This is a genomic window from Pseudoalteromonas rubra (assembly GCF_005887115.1).
GTDB classification, from domain to species: domain Bacteria; phylum Pseudomonadota; class Gammaproteobacteria; order Enterobacterales; family Alteromonadaceae; genus Pseudoalteromonas; species Pseudoalteromonas rubra_F.
This window is the reverse complement of the sequence record NZ_PNCJ01000016.1, coordinates 1-17607: the sequence shown is the minus strand read 5'-3', so window position 1 is coordinate 17607 and position 17607 is coordinate 1. Positions and strand designations below refer to the sequence as shown.

Annotated in this window: 15 protein-coding genes; 9 read left to right on the top strand and 6 right to left on the bottom strand. The window is 46.0% G+C overall.

What is annotated here, in order from left to right; translation table 11 throughout:
* Nucleotides 1-86: 86 nt before the first annotated feature.
* On the top strand, nt 87-638 hold the full coding sequence (locus CWB98_RS11770) for a GNAT family N-acetyltransferase (RefSeq protein WP_138545068.1): 552 nt from the start codon (nt 87-89) through the stop codon (nt 636-638).
* Nucleotides 639-652: 14 nt separating this feature from the next.
* Here the strand turns inward: CWB98_RS11770 and CWB98_RS11765 are convergent, their stop codons facing one another.
* Nucleotides 653-958 (bottom strand): FHA domain-containing protein, encoded by a 306-nt coding sequence (locus CWB98_RS11765; RefSeq protein ID WP_171045639.1) that lies wholly within the window; start codon nt 956-958, stop codon nt 653-655.
* Nucleotides 959-1191: 233 nt separating this feature from the next.
* Here CWB98_RS11765 and CWB98_RS11760 point away from each other — a divergent pair, with 233 nt between their 5' ends.
* On the top strand, nt 1192-2022 hold the full coding sequence (locus CWB98_RS11760) for a substrate-binding periplasmic protein (RefSeq protein ID WP_138545066.1): 831 nt from the start codon (nt 1192-1194) through the stop codon (nt 2020-2022).
* A 76-nt stretch (nt 2023-2098) separates the two neighbouring features.
* Here the strand turns inward: CWB98_RS11760 and pyrC are convergent, their stop codons facing one another.
* The gene (gene pyrC, locus CWB98_RS11755; protein ID WP_138545065.1) at nt 2099-3142 is read right to left on the bottom strand and encodes a dihydroorotase; all 1044 of its coding nucleotides are present in this window, start codon (nt 3140-3142) and stop codon (nt 2099-2101) included.
* A gap of 209 nt (nt 3143-3351) precedes the next feature.
* Between pyrC and CWB98_RS11750 the strand changes: the two genes are divergently transcribed.
* The 5 genes from CWB98_RS11750 to CWB98_RS11725 all read left to right on the top strand — a co-directional run bounded on the left by CWB98_RS11750 (nt 3352) and on the right by CWB98_RS11725 (nt 10134).
* Nucleotides 3352-5742, top strand: a complete 2391-nt coding sequence (locus CWB98_RS11750) for an EAL domain-containing protein (protein ID WP_171045638.1) — start codon at nt 3352-3354, stop codon at nt 5740-5742.
* 583 nt (nt 5743-6325) lie between these two features.
* Nucleotides 6326-7213: a LysR family transcriptional regulator gene (locus CWB98_RS11745; RefSeq protein ID WP_054017350.1), complete on the top strand. Its 888-nt coding sequence runs from the start codon at nt 6326-6328 to the stop codon at nt 7211-7213.
* Between the two features lie 81 nt (nt 7214-7294).
* Complete coding sequence (locus CWB98_RS11740; protein WP_138545064.1) at nt 7295-8059, top strand: YdcF family protein; 765 nt, start codon at nt 7295-7297, stop codon at nt 8057-8059.
* Nucleotides 8060-8428: 369 nt separating this feature from the next.
* Nucleotides 8429-8788, top strand: a complete 360-nt coding sequence (locus tag CWB98_RS11730) for a hypothetical protein (RefSeq protein WP_138545063.1) — start codon at nt 8429-8431, stop codon at nt 8786-8788.
* Nucleotides 8789-8937: 149 nt separating this feature from the next.
* Nucleotides 8938-10134, top strand: a complete 1197-nt coding sequence (locus CWB98_RS11725; RefSeq protein WP_138545062.1) for an iron-containing alcohol dehydrogenase — start codon at nt 8938-8940, stop codon at nt 10132-10134.
* A 9-nt stretch (nt 10135-10143) separates the two neighbouring features.
* On the opposite strand, the gene CWB98_RS11720 is transcribed toward CWB98_RS11725, so the two are convergent.
* Complete coding sequence (locus CWB98_RS11720; protein WP_138545061.1) at nt 10144-10620, bottom strand: GNAT family N-acetyltransferase; 477 nt, start codon at nt 10618-10620, stop codon at nt 10144-10146.
* A gap of 99 nt (nt 10621-10719) precedes the next feature.
* A complete protein-coding gene (locus tag CWB98_RS11715; protein WP_138545060.1) occupies nt 10720-11376 on the bottom strand; it encodes a glutathione S-transferase family protein in 657 nt (218 codons plus the stop codon).
* 110 nt (nt 11377-11486) lie between these two features.
* On the opposite strand from CWB98_RS11715, the gene CWB98_RS11710 reads away from it, so the two are divergent.
* Nucleotides 11487-12317, top strand: coding sequence for a LysR substrate-binding domain-containing protein (locus CWB98_RS11710; protein ID WP_249364669.1), 831 nt, complete (start codon nt 11487-11489; stop codon nt 12315-12317).
* 121 nt (nt 12318-12438) lie between these two features.
* Nucleotides 12439-13035: a porin family protein gene (locus CWB98_RS11705; RefSeq protein ID WP_138545058.1), complete on the top strand. Its 597-nt coding sequence runs from the start codon at nt 12439-12441 to the stop codon at nt 13033-13035.
* 42 nt (nt 13036-13077) lie between these two features.
* On the opposite strand, the gene uvrB is transcribed toward CWB98_RS11705, so the two are convergent.
* Together uvrB and CWB98_RS11695 are read right to left on the bottom strand one after the other, a co-directional pair.
* A complete protein-coding gene (uvrB, locus tag CWB98_RS11700; protein ID WP_138545057.1) occupies nt 13078-15090 on the bottom strand; it encodes an excinuclease ABC subunit UvrB in 2013 nt (670 codons plus the stop codon).
* Nucleotides 15087-16466, bottom strand: a complete 1380-nt coding sequence (locus CWB98_RS11695) for an MATE family efflux transporter (protein WP_138545056.1) — start codon at nt 16464-16466, stop codon at nt 15087-15089. The genes uvrB and CWB98_RS11695 overlap by 4 nt, the downstream gene beginning before the upstream one ends.
* Between the last annotated feature and the right edge of the window lie 1141 nt (nt 16467-17607).

Genomic DNA, 17607 nt, shown 5'->3' with positions numbered 1-17607 from the left:
TCGTCAATTCAAACTGGAAGAAAATCTAGCGTGTTTTTATTTATGGGCTAATATTGAGCAGTCATTGCTCTCAATAAAGGATCATAATGACAGCTTTCATCCAACCACAACCGCAAGCCTATTCACTGCAGTGCTATGCACCGGGCAAACTTAGCGATACAGACAGGCATAGACTGGGCCGGTTTCGCAGTAAAGTATGGCGCGAGCAAGGCCATACCATCAGCCACTGTTCAACATCCGATTCCTGGCTCGAGCGCGCAGATATTGAGGCATATATCTGGCTGGCAGAGCATCAGGGAAATATCATCGCCACAGCCAGAATGAACCTTTGCACTGACCTGACACATTTACCTGAAAAACAACTTTACCAATCGCTGGGTCACCAACTGGCCACGCCACTGGCAACCTGGGGACGGCTCGCCGTCGCTACGCAGTGGCGTAATCAAGGGTTGGCAAATCAACTGATTAAATCGCGCCTGATGCATGCTAACGAACTGGGCTGTCGTAATATCGTGTTAGATTGCCCGGTTTCACGGGTCGCAGCTATGCGGTCACATCGCTTTGAGGTGCTGCTACCACCCCAGGCTGGCATTTTATTCCCCGAGCTTCAATTTGTCGTCATGGGCCGCGCGCTTTAGGACGTCAGCCTGATTTAATCGGGAGGGGCTAAGCAACTCACAATAAAGCTGTGAGGGTGCAAGTCTGAAAAAGTGATCACATCACCCAAGTTAAGCACTCTATCTGTATCGGGCGATATCTTGAGCTGGTTCACAAACACACCATTTTTACTGATATCTCTGAGCGCCCAATGCTGACCTGTCCATGCAATAACAGCATGGTGACGCGATATTTCGATTCCTAACACCTGAGTATCAACCTCACTCTCTGCCCGACCAAAACGGTGCTCAGGTTTAAGAAGGATGTGATCATTGGTTTGTGCTAATAAAAGATGTGCCATGCCTGTGCCTATCTGAGTGTCCTGACGTCGAATCTTACAACAGCGGGTATCCTGGGAAGGAGGCATACCCCACTGCTGGGCATGAGAGTGTAATCGTTACTCCATAATGATGACATTACGCCGCCTTACACTTTGTAAAGCTTGCATGAATAATTCTGTATGTAAATCCAATACTGGCATATGGACAGATATTATCTAAAGTTAGAATAAGATTTCCCGCTGGACATATAGCTGTGTCAGAAGTAGTTAAAGCGAGACAATGCAGGAACCTGTATCGCGAGTATTCAGTATATACACACGCGGTGCGATTGCTCGTGTTATGTGGTTTTTTTGCCAGTGCCCTTGCACGTGCCGCAAGCCCGATCCCAGTCACTATTTTAGCTGACGACAGCTACCCCCCTTATTCTTATGTTCAGGATGGAAAACTGGTCGGGATATACCCGACCCTAATTCAGGAGGCCGCGAAGCTCATAAAAGAGGAGTATTTGGTTGAGTTACGTCCCATTCCATGGAAAAGAGGCGTTGCGGCCCTCGAACATGGTGAAGCATTCGCTCTGATGCCACCTTATATTCATCTAGACACACGCCCCTATATCTGGCCCTACTCTGTCGCGCTGAAACAAGAAGAAGTTGTGGCGTTTTGCAACCCCGGTGTCACTTTACAAAATATCACTCAGCGTGATAGCGATAAGGCACCGATTAATATCGGCTTGAATGCAGGCTTTCTTATCCTGGACGATGCACTCAAACAAGCAAGAGAAACCGGACATATTGTTGTTTGGGAAAACAAGAACACCCGCGCTAACATCATCAAGCTATTTAAAAAAAGGATCGACTGCTACATTAACGACAGGCTCTCAACTTTAATTGGAATTAGTGATCTTCAGGAACAATTACCCGGATTATCAGCAAAATCATTTATCGAAGACCGTGTAGTCCTGAGCCGCAGTGCCCATATCGGTTACTTAAAAGGGTACGAAGGAAAATATCCCTTCAAAACTGATTTTATCGCAAAAATGGATGAAGCCTTGAACACCGTTTTACAAAAAGCAACGCCCCCCTGACTTTTGATTAAATCGCACGGCATCAAATTGTACAAAAAAGGCAGCCGAGGCTGCCTTGTCATATATGATCTCGTGTTTATTCAGCGACGACCAACCAGTCTACGCTTGCACCCGCCTTAATTGGCACAACCTGAGTATCGCCCAGTGGATAAGACTCTGGTACTTGCCAGCTGGTTTTTTCCAGTGTGATAGTATCTGTATTGCGTGGTAAGCCATAAAAATCCGGGCCAAAGTGACTCGCAAAACCTTCTAGCTTATCCAGCGCGTCAGCCTCTTCGAATGCTTCTGCATACAGCTCAATGGCTGCATGGGCAGTATAAGCACCAGCACATCCACAAGCCGCTTCCTTTTTATCTTTGGCATGAGGCGCAGAATCCGTACCCAAAAAGAACTTTTTACTGCCACTGGTCGCGGCACGCAATAGCGCTTGCTGATGTGTATTTCGCTTCAGTATCGGCAAACAGTAGTAATGGGGACGGATACCGCCTGCTAGCATATGATTGCGGTTATATAGCAAGTGGTGAGCAGTAATTGTCGCTGCGACATTATCCGGTGCCGACTCAACAAACTCAACCGCATCCTGAGTGGTAATATGCTCTAGCACGATTTTTAGTTTGGGAAACGCATCGACGACTTTTTTAAGTTTTGTATCAATAAACACCTTTTCACGATCAAAAATATCGATCGAAGAATCCGTCACTTCACCGTGCACGAGCAATAACATACCCACTTCTTGCATCACTTCAAGGATAGGGTAAATATTTTCAACGTCAGTCACACCGGAGTCTGAATTGGTAGTTGCACCAGCAGGGTAAAGCTTTGCGGCAACTATATGTCCACTGGCTTTTGCAGCTCGGATCTCTTCAGCGCTGGTATTATCCGTCAGATACAACACCATCAGCGGCTCAAATTGCGCTTTCGGTTGTGCTGCAAGAATACGCTCCCGATAAGCCAGTGCGCTTTGCGTACAAGTCGCCGGAGGCACCAGGTTAGGCATAATGATAGCGCGCCCCATGTAGCGACTGATGTCGCGCACAGTGTCAACGAGTACCGCACCATCACGAAGATGCACATGCCAGTCGTCTGGACGAGTGATTGTTAAGGTCTGTTTACTTGTCATTGCTCTTTCCCACTACTGAATTTGCCCGATCATAGGCCGAGCCAGCAGGTTAGTAAAGTTTTTCAGTCCAACCCGACACGCTTTGGAGCCACAATGTCGTAAAAGTGTCATCAGGTTTACAGCGAATAGCAATTTAATTGCAACATTGACTGTAACGCATGATTTAAGAGCGTTAACATGGTAGAAGATTAAGTAATCAGGCCTATGCTATGCCAATACTGTCAGAAACAAAACTAGAATCAAAAACCGAACAGTTAAGCATCATTAACCAGTTTTCATTATCGCTATTGCAGATCACACACCTGGATGAACTCTTTGAGTATGTCACCAGTCAGGTAGTAAGCCGACTAGGGTTTGTTGATTGCGTTATTTATCTGAGCGACCCTGCGAATCAATTTCTGGACGTCGTCGCCAGTATGGGGGTTGCACACAAAGACATTGTCCATGAAGTACGCCAGCAACGTATCCCTATCGCTGCTGGGATCACGGGGCATGTTGCCCGTACTAAGCAACCTTTTCTCTCTGGTAACGTTGCCCTTGAACCTATGTACATAGCCGACGCCCGACCTGCGCTGTCGGAGCTATGTGTGCCATTGGTTTATGAAAACACGTTACTAGGCGTAATTGACTGTGAGCACCCTGAGCCGGACTATTTCACACAGGGACATTTACAGATCCTCTCCACAGTTGCTCACTTACTCAGTGCTAAAATTCATCAGGTTCGAACACTGGACCACCTCACAGCCACTGTAGATCAGCTGCATCAGGCACAACAACTGGAAAAGTGCTTGCTAAAAATCGCGAATATCACATACCAGTCACGCAACTTAGACGCTTTTTATGATGAGCTGTACAGCATCATTTGTTCACAATTACCGGCGGAAAACTGCTTTATCGGGCTATATGACACCCAGCTTGACGTTCTGGAGATCGACTATCTGATTGAGGCAGGCGTAAAGTGCAGTGCCCATCAAAAAGTCTCCAAAGAGCAGATCAAACACACTGCCTCTTATTACATCATCAAACAACAAAAACCCTTGTTGTGTGACCACCAGCAGTTTTTAACGCATATTAAGCAGCAGAATTTTAAGATGGTCGGTCGCTCACCGCGCTCCTGGCTCGGTGTTCCTTTTGTCGTCAATGACCAGTATCAGGGCGTCGTTGTCCTGCAAAGCTATGACAACGACCAGGCATTTAGCCAACACCATAAAGCTATTTTAACCTACATCAGCCGTCAGCTCAGCATGGCTATCGACCGACGCCTTGCCCGCCAGGCACTGGAGCACAGAGCACTACACGATGACTTGACCGGGCTGGCGAATCGTTACCTAATGCTGGAGCGTATCAAACATGCCATTTTATCTTTAGGGCGAAGTCAGTCCGCACTCCAGCATTGTTTGTTATATCTTGACCTGGATCGCTTTAAAAGCATCAATGACGCGCTGGGGCACGATGTCGGCGATCACTTTTTAGTGGCCATTGTTGATCTTATCCGTGGCTGCATTCGCAAAACGGACACCTTTGCACGTCTGGGAGGTGATGAATTCGCCATCTTCATGGAAAATATTAGTGACAAACACCAAGTCGAACTTGCCTTGGAACGCATCACAGGAGCCATCGCGAAACCCATTCATATCGACGGTCACCTGCTGCAAGCTTCAAGCAGCATTGGTGTCGCCTTTACCTCCAGCGACTCTGACAACGCCATAACCCTGCTGCAACAGGCTGATGCCGCTATGTACGAAGCTAAATCAGCGGGGCGCAGTCAGATCCGCTATTTCAATAATGAGATGCGAAAAAAGCTAAAACAGCAGGCCGACATAGAAAATGACCTACAAAATGGGATTAAAAACGGAGAATTTGAGCTTTATTATCAGCCCATTTTCACTCTCACTCATCCTAAGGTCGTCAGTTTCGAATCTCTGGTTCGCTGGCATCACCCTAAAAATGGCCTGGTCACACCTGATGACTTTATTCCCATCGCCGAGCAGACAGGCCAGATTATTGAGCTCGATTTACACTTACTTGAATTGGCAGCAAAACAAGTCGCGAAATGGCAGAGCGCCGGGTTTCAGGACATCAGCCTGACCGTCAATGTCTCTTCGCGTCACTTTGCCAGTTTGGAATTTGTAGAGCAGATCGCAGCTTTATACCGTACCTACCAACTGAGTAATGGGGCACTCAGCCTTGAAATCACGGAATCCGGGCTGATTGAAAACCTCAGCCTGGCGACTAAAGTAATTAATGGTCTGTCACCCTTTGGCGTGAAGCTGTATCTCGACGACTTTGGTACCGGATATTCGGCCCTTGGTTACCTTCACCAGTTGCCTATTCATGTACTTAAAATCGACAAGAGTTTTATTAATCAACTCACAGATGAAGAAAACCCGCTGGTTGACGCGATTTTGTCGCTCGCCAAGTCACTGGACCTGGAAGTAGTAGCAGAAGGCATAGAAACTCTGCAACAGTTTCAGCTGCTGAGCACAAAATCATGTCAGTATGGGCAAGGGTTTTTAATTTCTCACCCCCTTAAAGCTTCGCAGGCACTGGCTTTTTTACAGACAGAGCAGATTAAGGCCAAAACGAAAAATGCCCCCTGAGGGGGCATCGGGTAACTGGCTTACACACATTAAGCCAGTGTGGCTCTCAATGCTTTGCTCCATGTTAAATCGATTATGTGACTCACCGCCCAGTAAGACTGGTCCTGTAAACTCTACTCCGAGAGCGGACCCAGGCTAAGTCATTGATCAAAATAAATGCATTTCATTATCCTCGATTAGCTGCCATAAAGGCTCTGCAACTCATGTTGTAATGATTGCCCGCTAAATAGTTTTAAATATATGAGTAAATACGGCTTGAACTACACGTAGGCCTGTGAATATGTCGTATCAGCACACCAAACACCGTTTGACAGTCTAGATGACTAAAACCCACATCTCAGCCCTCATTTTCACAACTGATTCTTTCTCAAAATCAACTTGAGTAAAATTAAATTGTAATTTTTTAAAAAAAAGTCAAATAAAGAATGACAACGCTGTCAAAAATAATGCTATAGTAATTTTGTAAATATTTAGTCAATCGCTGCTGGATTTATAGACGTCTAGACGTTGAATAGCTTGGATTCACAGCGTAGTATGGGTGTAATCTGAGTTTTACTCACGTTTAGAATGAGATTTGTTGATGATGATAGATATAAAGCACTTAAAAACCATAGCGACCCTGAAAGAAACCGGATCACTGGTCAATACAGCGCGTGAGTTATTCCTCACTCAGTCAGCACTTTCTCACCAAATCAAAGATCTGGAAAACAAACTGGATTGCCAATTGTTTGAGCGCAAGACGCAGCCCGTTCGCTTTACCCCACAGGGCATGCTTTTACTAGAACTTGCGAATGACGTTTTACCTAAGGTCGAAGCCACCAAGTGCCGTCTCAAAGAAAGTCTCAATCAACCTATCTCACAGTTGAGGCTCAGTGTTGAATGCCATGCCTGTTTTCACTGGTTGCTGCCGACCATTAAAGAGTTCAATAACTTCTGGCCAGACATAAAGGTGGATTATGAACGCGGCTTTAGCTACGACGCGATCCCCGAACTACTCAGTGATGAACTAGACCTGGTCCTGACCTCGGATATTCGCGAGCCTGAGCACGTAGAGTATGCACATATTTTTGACTTTAAACTGAAGCTCATTGTCGCACCTGATCACGAGCTCGCGAAAAAAGCCTATGTCACCGCACTCGACCTGAAAGACGAAACCATTATTTCTTACCCCATCCCTAAAGAGCGCCAGGATATCTTCAAACACTTCATCCAGAATGCCCGATTTGACGGCACTTTGAAAACCGTGGACCAGGGGCTACTGATATTTCAGTTGGTCAGTGCCGGTATGGGCGTTGCGGCGCTACCCGATTGGTTAGTTACTCCCTATGAAAGTCAGGGATTGATCAAGTCTATACCGTTAGGTGCATTAGGCTTGAATCGCCCCATGTATCTTGCAATGAAAAAGAATATGAAGGATAACCCGGTTTACCGCCATTTCCTGAATACCTGCAAACAATCCGTAAATCGCTAAACAAGAAATCAGCAGAATTACCCACGTATTTGAGAGAGAATAAAGGTAAACTAAGCAGACTAATATAAACGGACTATTTTTATGTTTGAGGTAAAAAAGGTGATTGGGTCTTTGCTGATGCCCTTGCCTATCACCCTGCTGTTAGTTGCTCTGTGCTTGCTGTTTATCGCCAGGATAAATGTCAAATCTTACCTCGTAAGCTGGCTGTTAGTTGTCAGCTTATGGGCAATCAGTACCCCTTTCTTTGCAGACGTACTTATAACGCCTTCAGAGAAAAGGTTAGCTCCATTTTTAACGAACAAGCACCAAAATGTAGACTATGTCGTCGTACTGGGATGTGGCGTGAGGCCAGCCTCTCGATTGCCGGCCAACCTGCAACTATCAGGCTGTGCGCTCTCTCGCCTGACCGAAGGGCTCAGACTACTTCATGCTTACCCAAATGCGCAGCTTATTGTGTCGGGTGCCGGACATGGTAAAGCAACAAGCAGCGCCATGATGGCCAATACCGCAGTTGCCCTTGGCATTCCTGTGCACAAAATAATTCAAAACTCAAAGGCCAGGGATACAGCCGAAGAGGCTTTATTGCTTGCAACCAGACTTGTTGACAGTAAAGTTGCCCTGGTCACCTCAGCCAGCCACATGACTCGTGCACAAGATTTATTCTCTGCACAGGGAGTGGATACCATAGCTGCACCTGTACAATTTTACAGTTACGGCAATGCGCAGGGCTTTCGGCGCTTTATCGCCAGTGCATCCGTATTAAACGCAGTAACGACTTATGCCCATGAATTGATAGGACGACAATGGATAGCGCTGCGCCGAATGATTGACCCACAAGCTTTGTAATACCAAGTTCACTTAACACCGGGTCAATTTGAAGGAGCAAATAGGGCGCTAACGGCGTTAAAAGTTTCTTATTTAGGACAACTAAATAGCAAAATTTTTACCTCGCCTGTATGGATGTAGGTGCCTCAGCGATAGCAGGACGCGAGAGCGGTGTTATCGACCCTATTTTCTCGCCTCAAAACAGAACACTTAATTAAGCAAATTGGTATAAATTAATCCAAAAGTTGGATATATCCCCCTTGAGTAGGGACTGATTTGCGATGAATCAGAGCTTAAAAACGCAAAAAATTGAAAAATTACTCAAAAATAGGTATAAATATCGTTTAATCTTAACCTGCGTATCCGCGTATAACACGACTGGGATTTACGATGAGTAAACTAGATAAAACTGAAGTTTTAAGTGCATTTGAAGCCGCATATGAAGCCGCAAACGGCAAAAAGCCAGAGATCACCACTAAACCAGGCTGGTACAGCATTGACGGTGGTAAAAATATGCGTCTGGCAGATGTAGCAGCTTTAACCGAAGAGCTAACTTCAGGAGCAGCCGCGACAGAACAACCTGCGCCAAAGAAAAAAGCAACAACCAAGGCAGCAGCGCCAGCGGTTAAAAAAGCAGCCCCGTTCACGGTTGTCAAAGCAAATGAAGATGGCTACACCGCAGAAGAAGCCTGGATCATTGAGCTGGCAGAAAAGGACCATGACTGCCGCCTACCACGCGGAGTTGTTTAATTCTCTGCATATGAGCCAGCACTCACGCTGGCTCACCCTCCTTCTATAGCAACGCGATTTCAACTACCTGCCACACTAAAACTTTGCCTTACACAGGCACTTTCAGCTATGCTTTTGTGCAATAAAAAACCACTTGAGCCATCCGGGTTATGCGCCTACTCTATCGCTGCTATCACTTTTTACTGAAATGCATTGTCAGATTTATTGGTATTCCGGCACCAAAGCTTTACCAAGGGTTAACGGGGCTTAACAGCGCGATTCAAGATCTGACTTTACCACATGACGCTCAGGTCTTGCTGGTAACAGACAAAGTCCTGAATGAGCTAAGCGTCATTTCACCCGTCATTACCGCACTGGAGGCTCAAAACCTGCGCCCTGTCGTTTATGATCAAGTTCAGGCTAACCCCACGGTAGAAAACATAGAACAAGGCTATCAAACCTACCTTTCAAATAAGTGCAAGGCGATTATCAGTGTCGGGGGTGGCTCGGTACTGGATGCGGCAAAGCTCATTGGTGCTCGGACTGCTCGGCCAAAACGCTCCGTTGACGCCTTTTCGGGTTTGTTTAAGGTGCTTAAACCACTGCCCCCTAACATTGCAATACCAACCACAGCTGGCACGGGGTCTGAAACAACGGTTGCAGCTGTGTTCAATGACGAAAAAAGGGGTAAGAAGCTCGCTGCCGCAGACTTTTGTCTGGTTCCACAGCGCGCTGTTCTGCTGAGTCAACTCACAACCAGTTTGCCGGCCGGAATAACGGCAACTACCGCTATCGATGCATTGACTCACGCCATCGAAGCCATCTTAAGCATAAATGCGACTAAGCTGACGAATGACAAAGCACTCGAGGCATGTGAGCTTATCTTCTGCCACCTGCCCATTGCTTACTCTGATGGTCAAAACTTGCAAGCAAGAGAAAAGCTGCTCTATGCCTCTTTCTTAGCGGGACAAGCATTTACACGAACATCGGTGGGCTATGTACATGCTATTTCACACCAGCTCACAGCTAAATATGGCACCCCACACGGCCTGGCAAACGCAGTATTGCTGTTACCAGTTCTGCATTGGTATGGGAGCAGAATACACCATCAGTTGGCCACGATAGCCCGTTATTGTAATCTGACTTCTTTGGATTACCCTGTTGAACGACAAGCGCAAGATCTCATCACACACATCACGCAATTGCTGGCGCAGCTCAACATTCAGGCTCACCTCAGTGAAGTAATCAGTGACGATATTAGGTCACTGGCAGTCCTGGCACTTGAAGAGGCACACCCAGATTACCCAGTGCCACACTTTATGGCGCTGCCAGACTGCCAGCACATCCTGACACAGATACGCGCCTGACAGCCTAACTCAGTTAGACGATGACATATCGTATCTGAATCGCTGGCGCATCACTGTGCCCCAGTATGGGTCATGGTAGGTGTCTTCTTCCATCTCTTCTATGCCGGCTTGAGCAATTGCACGACGCCAGAATTGCGTTGCATAGTCGGCACCAGCAATCTGCTTAATGGTCCACAGACCCGGAGAGTTCGCCCAGATAGCGCGAGCAAACCGAGCGCCGAGCCCAGCTTTGCGAAAACGAGGTACTATATAAAACTCACAAACTTCAAACTCTCTTTCCTGATGCTGCGCTATCGCTGCCAATCCTACCGGGGTTTTGTTGACATAACATAAATATCCCCTCACGTTATCGTCCAGCAAAGTATCTAATGCAAATACGCCGTCAGGGCCAGGGCTTTTATCTGTAAGAGGAGAAAATTCAGCCTCATAAGCCTGCGCCAGATTATGATAGATGGTTTGATTATGGGAGGTAACTGGGGTCAGCATTAGACATATCCATTATTGATCAACATACAACAATAAGTATATTACCCAAATAAGGACACAGTATGCAGATAACCCCGATATTAATACCTGCGCCTTACATTAGTCACTTGGAATGCCAGCTTCATCACTTGGTACTATATCCTGCTCAAGCAGCGCGTCTGCGCGCCACCTCTGAATGGCAGGGCAAGTAAGTACTTTTTCCATATACGCACTTGCTTCTGGTCCAGGCTCAATGCCATAAGTTAGAAATCGCATTACAACCGGTGCAAACATTGCGTCGACAATACTCCAGTCACCAAATAGCCAACCCCCCTGCTGGCCAAATTCCTGCAATTGTTCTCGCCAAATTTGTGTAATCCTTTCTATGTCTTTTTGCGCTGCCGCAGATAAGTTCACATGACGTTTCGCCCGAATATTCATTGGCATTTCCGATCTGAGCGCCAAAAAGCCGCTGTGCATTTCACTACTGAGTGAACGTGCACGGGCACGTAGCTCAGGATTCGCAGGCCAGGCCCTCCCCGAAAGATAAGTCTCGTTGATGTATTCGCAGATTGCCAGAGACTCCCAGACAACCACATCTCCATCAATAAGAAGCGGTACTTTGTTGGTTGGGCTAACACCAGACAAGGCCTGATAAAACGCGTCTGTCTCTAGTTTTAACAAGGTTTCCTGGAAATTTAAACCCGATTTTTCAAGTAATAACCAAGCCCTCAAAGACCAGGTAGAGTAATTTTTGTTGCCGATATAAAGCTTCATAGTCTTCCTTATTTCGATAGCGATAATTTTTGCAGCTTCCACTTTAAGTTGCTTTATTAACCGAAACCAACGGATAATTCTAATATCAAACATCAAGAAATCTTATGGGTATGGACATAGAATCATTGCGAAGCTTTATCGCTTGCGTCGAAAACGACAGCTTTACTCGTGCAGCTAACCAGCTACACCGTACTCAATCAGCCATTAGTATGCAGATGAAAAAACTTCAGGAAGATGTAGGTAAGCCTCTGTTTGAAAAATCAGGCCGTAAGCTGCACCTGACACAGGATGGGCATACCTTAATGCGTTACGCAAAACAATTGGTTAGATTGCACGATGATACTCTGGCATATATGCGTCAAAGTGAGCGACCTACACTTATCAGACTGGGTTGCCCTGACGATTATGCTGACACCATTTTGCCTTCACTCACCGCTCAGCTGCATCAACTATGGCAGAACCTCGAGCTTGATATTCACTGCATGTCCAGCAATCGGATAAAAGACGCGCTGGATCAGGGTGAACTGGATTTGGGTGTGATCACTCGAAGCCCTGACTCCGAGGAAGGATTATTCCTATACCATGATCAAGGGGTATGGGTTGGCACTTGGCATCCAGAAACATCTTTTTCGCTCGCCGTATTTCAACGAGACTGTCGCTTCCATCAGGCCGCCATCGAGGGTTTAATGAAGCAGGAGCGCACATTTAAGGTCATTGCAAACTGCCAAAGTGCCTCAGCATTACGCGCTCTGGTTAAAGCCGGGTTAGCAATTGGCGCACTGGCCCATAGTAGCGCAGAGGGCCTTCCGCTCCTGAATGTTCAGGGTTTACCCCCCTTACCTGCGATAGACATTGTTCTGATCAGAAGCAATACGCCCTCAAACCCTGTTAAGGAGGCAGATCTGCAACAAATCAGCCGTGGTTTTCACCGTGCCGACTAACCGATCCATATGTACGTACAGCTATCATACAAGCGCTTACACTTTATGACACCCCACAAACAGACTCTCACAAGGAGTCTGAATAAACTTGTCAGCAAGTTAATCAAACGGAATGACAGCAATGAAATCTTTATCTCTCCTCTCACTGGTTTTTGCAGTTTCAGCCTCTTTTGCATCACAGGCTGCACAGCATGATGAACAGCACCGCATAGGTGCACAACTATTTGGCGGCAGTGCCTCTTACAATAGCTCAGATCAGGATGGTGATGGTGTTACACATGTATACTTTTACTACAACTATCAATATGATTCGACCTGGGCGCTGGAAGCTGCTTACAACACAGGTATGGAAGCGGATGAATGGGAATGTAAGGACGATAGCGATGATAAGTTCACTTGTACACGCAACGATAAAGCCTTGTTTGGCCTTGGTGCAAACGAGTTAGACTATGACAACTTTGTCTTGGCTGTGAAAGGTCAGTACCAGCTTACTGATAATAATTATCTGTATGCGAAGCTCGGCGCGCATTATTACGACTATGAAATTGGCTACAAAGGCAAAACCATGGTTGAAGAAGATGGCATAAGCTTCCTGACAGAAGCCGGCTGGCAATACGATTGGGATAATGGGATGTCGGTTAACGCCAGTATTCAATACCTGGATATGGGTGACCTGGACACAACAAACTTAGGTTTAGGTGTCAGCTACCGTTTCTAAATAAAACAGTTAAAAGCGCAGCACTTGCTGCGCTTTAATGTATTAGCTTTTCAGCAACTGTTGCTGCAACAGGTGGACTTCATCCCGTATCGCAGCGGCCTTCTCGAACTCCAGCTCACGTGCGTGTTGCATCATCTGAGACTCTAGCTGTTTTATCTGCTCAGTCAATTCAGCGACACTATGTGTTTGCTTAGAAGGTGCTGTCTTTTTCGACACTTTCGGCATTGCTTTAGACTGCTCTGCCGAGACTTCTTCACCCAGATCCATCACATCAGTGATTTTCTTCACCAAGGCTTGTGGTTTTAAACCATGCTTTTCATTGTAAGCATGTTGAATGGCCCGACGTCGCTCCGTTTCATCAATTGCCTGACGCATAGATTTGGTGATCGAATCCCCATATAAGATGGCTTTACCATTGATGTGTCGCGCGGCCCGACCAATTGTCTGAATCAGTGACCGTGTTGAGCGCAAGAAGCCCTCTTTATCCGCATCCAAAATCGCGACCAGTGAAACCTCTGGCATATCCAGACCCTCACGCAGTAAGTTAATACCAACTAATACGTCAAATACACCTTTACGCAGGTCCCGGATAATTTCCATCCGTTCGACAGTATCAATGTCAGAATGTAAATAACGAACCCGGACATCATGATCATTGAGGTAATCGGTAAGGTCTTCTGCCATGCGCTTGGTCAGTGTTGTGACCAGAACACGCTCCTTGAGCTCGACTCGTCGATAGATTTCAGATAAGAGATCATCAACCTGAGTCGCAACGGGGCGCACTTCCAGTTCAGGGTCTAACAGCCCTGTAGGACGGATCACCTGCTCGGCGACTTCACCACTGGACCTAGTGAGTTCATAATCTCCCGGCGTAGCAGAAACATAAATCGTCTGTGGTGCAATCGCTTCAAACTCTTCAAACTTCAGTGGACGGTTATCCATGGCAGAAGGTAGCCTGAATCCGTACTCAACTAAGTTCTCTTTGCGGCTGCGATCTCCCTTATACATGGCGCCAATCTGTGAAACGGTGACATGAGATTCGTCGATGATCATCAGAGCATCATCTGGCAAATAGTCCAGCAATGTCGGGGGTGGCTCGCCAGGTGCACGCCCGGATAAGTATCGGCTGTAGTTTTCGATGCCTGAGCAATAACCCAGCTCGGTCATCATTTCGATATCATATTGCGTGCGCTGCGCGACTCTTTGCTCTTCTATCAAGCGATTATCTGTCAACAACTTATTGCGACGCTCTTTGAGCTCTAATTTGATTTTTTCAATCGCATCAAGGATTTTTTCGCGCGGTGTAACATAGTGGGTTTTGGGATAAATGGTGGCCCGCACTAAGTGCTTTTCTACCGCGCCGGTGAGGGGATCAAACATGCTAATGCGTTCGATCTCTTCATCGAACATTTCCACTCTGATAGCATAGGTGTCTGATTCTGCGGGGAAGATATCAATTACCTCGCCTCTGACCCGATATGTGCCGCGGCTAAAATCCATATCGTTTCGAGTGTACTGAAGTTCAGCCAAACGCCTGAGCATTGCGCGCTGTTCCATGGTTTCGCCCACTTTAAGCAACAACATCATCTTCATATATGAATCTGGATCGCCCAAACCATAAATGGCAGAGACAGATGCAACAATTATCGTATCCCGACGCTCCAGCAGAGCTTTTGTCGCTGACAAGCGCATCTGCTCGATGTGCTCATTGATTGACGCATCTTTCTCTATAAAGGTATCACTGGCCACCACATAAGCTTCTGGCTGGTAATAATCATAGTAAGAGACAAAATATTCAACCGCGTTATTAGGGAAAAATTCTTTCATCTCACCATATAACTGCGCCGCTAGTGTTTTATTATGGGCCATGATGATGGTAGGCCGATTCAGGGTATGGATAATATTAGCCATGGTAAACGTTTTACCAGTCCCGGTTGCCCCCAGCAGAGTCTGGTGGGCCAGACCCGCTTCTAGCCCATCACAGAGCTGAGCTATTGCCGTCGGCTGATCACCGCTGGGTGAAAAGTCCGAAACCAGGTCAAACACATCACTCATACCACTTCCTCCTGTCGTGTGCACTGCTGCATTGCCGAAAGCGTACTGGTGAACCATTTATACGCCAATATGGCAGTAAATAGATTACCAAATGCAGCACCGATAAAAAGCCCCTGAATTCCTGCAAAGTGAGACCCCAGATAGGCACAGGGTATATAGAAGACAAACAACCTAACCACACTTAATACCAGTGCACGCATTGGCTTGTGCAATGCATTGAATGATGAGTTGGTCAGGATAATGACCCCTTGCAAGCCGTAACTTAAGGGTAAGGTGTAGATAAATAGCTTAATAATTTCGACGACTTGTGGCTCATCACCAAAGGCCTGACTTATCCAATGAGCAGCCGCTATGAGCAGTACATAGATGCCAAATTGCCAGGCCATAACAAACTTCAGGGTGGTACGGTATGCGTCTTCAACTCGCTGATATTTCTGTGCACCGAAATTTTGACTGACAAAAGGAGGCAGAGTCATAGACAATGCTAGCACCACCAAACTGGCGATGGATTCGATACGGCTGCCAACACCAAAAGCGGCCACAGCTTCTGCACCATAGGTAGCAATGATAGCCGTCATGACAGCCATCGCTATTGGCGTGAGCATGTTAGCCCCTGCAGCTGGCAATCCAATCTTCAATATTTTACTGGTCGCCTGGGTGATGCTTTGCTGCGGACTGCTAATTTGTAGTAAGCGCTTTTTAACTGCCAGCAAATATAAAATAAATACGACGCCTACGCTCCAGGCAATTACGCTGGCAATCGCCGCCCCTTTGACACCTAACTCAGGAAATGGACCATAGCCAAAAATCAGCAAGGGATCCAAAATGGCATTGATCAGTCCGCCCAGACCCATAATCAGACTGGGCGTTTTAGTATCACCGCTGGCTCTGAGGATAGAGTTACCAATCATGGGCATAATCAGAAACACAGCGCCCGCAAACCAGATTGAAATATAGTCATAGATATAAGGCATGGTTTGCGCACTGGCACCCAGCAAGGTAAAAATAGGCTCTATTGATGCGTAACCGATGGCTGATAAAATTGCCACCATCACCGCGGATACCAGCAGTGCAACAAAGCCATCGAATTTAGCTTCTTCCATGTTGTTAGCACCTAAGGCTTTTGCAATGACCGCAGATGTGCCAATACCCAGCCCGATGGCAAGACTAATAACAGTAAAAGTAACAGGGAAAGTAAAACTCACCGCCGCGAGAGGCTCAGTACCGAGTAAGCTGATAAAAAAAGTGTCGATTAAGTTAAAACTCATCAGAGTGATCATGCCAAAAATCATAGGAACGGTCATACGTCTGAGCGTTTCCACGATTGACCCATTGAGAATATCACTACCGGGATTTGATTGACGAACTGCGGACATAGTTTGCTTTACCTCATTTGGAAGCGAGTATTCTAATGGATCACTTTGGATGATGCACTTAATTAAACATCCAGCCTGTACGGATAAAACAGCTGTTATGTATTACGTTTAGTACTGCCACCTGGGTTTAGCCCAAAGCGGCGCTTTACACGACGATATCGTTTTTTAACGACAAACGAGTGAACCGGTTAAGTTCGCGGGTGCTAGGCAGCACATTAAAAATTGTTTTATTGGGGTATTTCACTCCAACTCAAACATTTTTAGGAAAAAGTTGGTTTTTTAGAAAAACAGAGCTTGATTCGGGTCACTTTTTGCACATCAATGGGGCGAGGACGAAATAAATCCGTCATATTGTGCATTTCTCGTTCCAGTATGGTGCAAATTTCACAACTCATTGAAATATAATAACTAATTATTTTTCATCAAAACGCTTGCATCGTCGCTATGCCGCGGAATATATGGCGTTGTAGCACTTTTTAAAGTTTAATAAACAATGTTATCCACAGATTCCGTGGATAACTTATCACAGCCTTTAAAAATAAAGGCCTAGCTTGCGATCCGATTGAAGGATCGCCCCCTTGCACCTGATCATCTAACTATTCGATCGGGATCGAGTCGCTTTTCTAGGAAAGATCCAGCGCGACTAGACCAATATCAAAATATTGCAAATTCGGAGCAACGACCCCAAAAAACAAGTAAACAACTGATAATTAAGAAATTTATATATTTTAGAACATTTATATGCAATAAATCTGTATATATTGGGTAATTTTTGTGCAATAAATTCCAATTATACTGGATTGTTATTCGATCATTTTCAGGATCTTCACGGGATCTCGAACCGACGACAAATCGGATCTCTGTTAAAGTGCAAAAAAAGTTCGCTTCGAACAAAATAACGACACAAGCATCAAAAATTATACGTTTCGTGATTTTGACACTATTAGGGACATACTCCCCTTGCCTCATCACATAGTGTCGAAGTCGCTTAAAGGCAGCTAAAAAAGGCGCAAATCGAGCATTAATTCAACGAACGAGCTGCTTTTTTACAATTCAATGATTTTTATTGTTGACACCTTGCCTAGCGGTCATTAATATTTCGCCCCGTTGAGAGACACGCTTCCCCCTTAGCTCAGTTGGT

Bases quoted from the DNA above. Each gene is read 5' to 3' on its own strand.
- CWB98_RS11770 (WP_138545068.1), top strand. From the start codon at position 87: ATGACAGCTTTCATCCAACCACAACCGCAAGCCTATTCACTGCAGTGC.
- CWB98_RS11765 (WP_171045639.1), bottom strand. From the start codon at position 958: ATGGCACATCTTTTATTAGCACAAACCAATGATCACATCCTTCTTAAA.
- pyrC (WP_138545065.1), bottom strand. From the start codon at position 3,142: ATGACAAGTAAACAGACCTTAACAATCACTCGTCCAGACGACTGGCAT.
- CWB98_RS11750 (WP_171045638.1), top strand. From the start codon at position 3,352: ATGCCAATACTGTCAGAAACAAAACTAGAATCAAAAACCGAACAGTTA.
- CWB98_RS11745 (WP_054017350.1), top strand. From the start codon at position 6,326: ATGATAGATATAAAGCACTTAAAAACCATAGCGACCCTGAAAGAAACC.
- CWB98_RS11740 (WP_138545064.1), top strand. From the start codon at position 7,295: ATGTTTGAGGTAAAAAAGGTGATTGGGTCTTTGCTGATGCCCTTGCCT.
- CWB98_RS11730 (WP_138545063.1), top strand. From the start codon at position 8,429: ATGAGTAAACTAGATAAAACTGAAGTTTTAAGTGCATTTGAAGCCGCA.
- CWB98_RS11725 (WP_138545062.1), top strand. From the start codon at position 8,938: ATGCGCCTACTCTATCGCTGCTATCACTTTTTACTGAAATGCATTGTC.
- CWB98_RS11720 (WP_138545061.1), bottom strand. From the start codon at position 10,620: ATGCTGACCCCAGTTACCTCCCATAATCAAACCATCTATCATAATCTG.
- CWB98_RS11715 (WP_138545060.1), bottom strand. From the start codon at position 11,376: ATGAAGCTTTATATCGGCAACAAAAATTACTCTACCTGGTCTTTGAGG.
- CWB98_RS11710 (WP_249364669.1), top strand. From the start codon at position 11,487: ATGGACATAGAATCATTGCGAAGCTTTATCGCTTGCGTCGAAAACGAC.
- CWB98_RS11705 (WP_138545058.1), top strand. From the start codon at position 12,439: ATGAAATCTTTATCTCTCCTCTCACTGGTTTTTGCAGTTTCAGCCTCT.
- uvrB (WP_138545057.1), bottom strand. From the start codon at position 15,090: ATGAGTGATGTGTTTGACCTGGTTTCGGACTTTTCACCCAGCGGTGAT.
- CWB98_RS11695 (WP_138545056.1), bottom strand. From the start codon at position 16,466: ATGTCCGCAGTTCGTCAATCAAATCCCGGTAGTGATATTCTCAATGGG.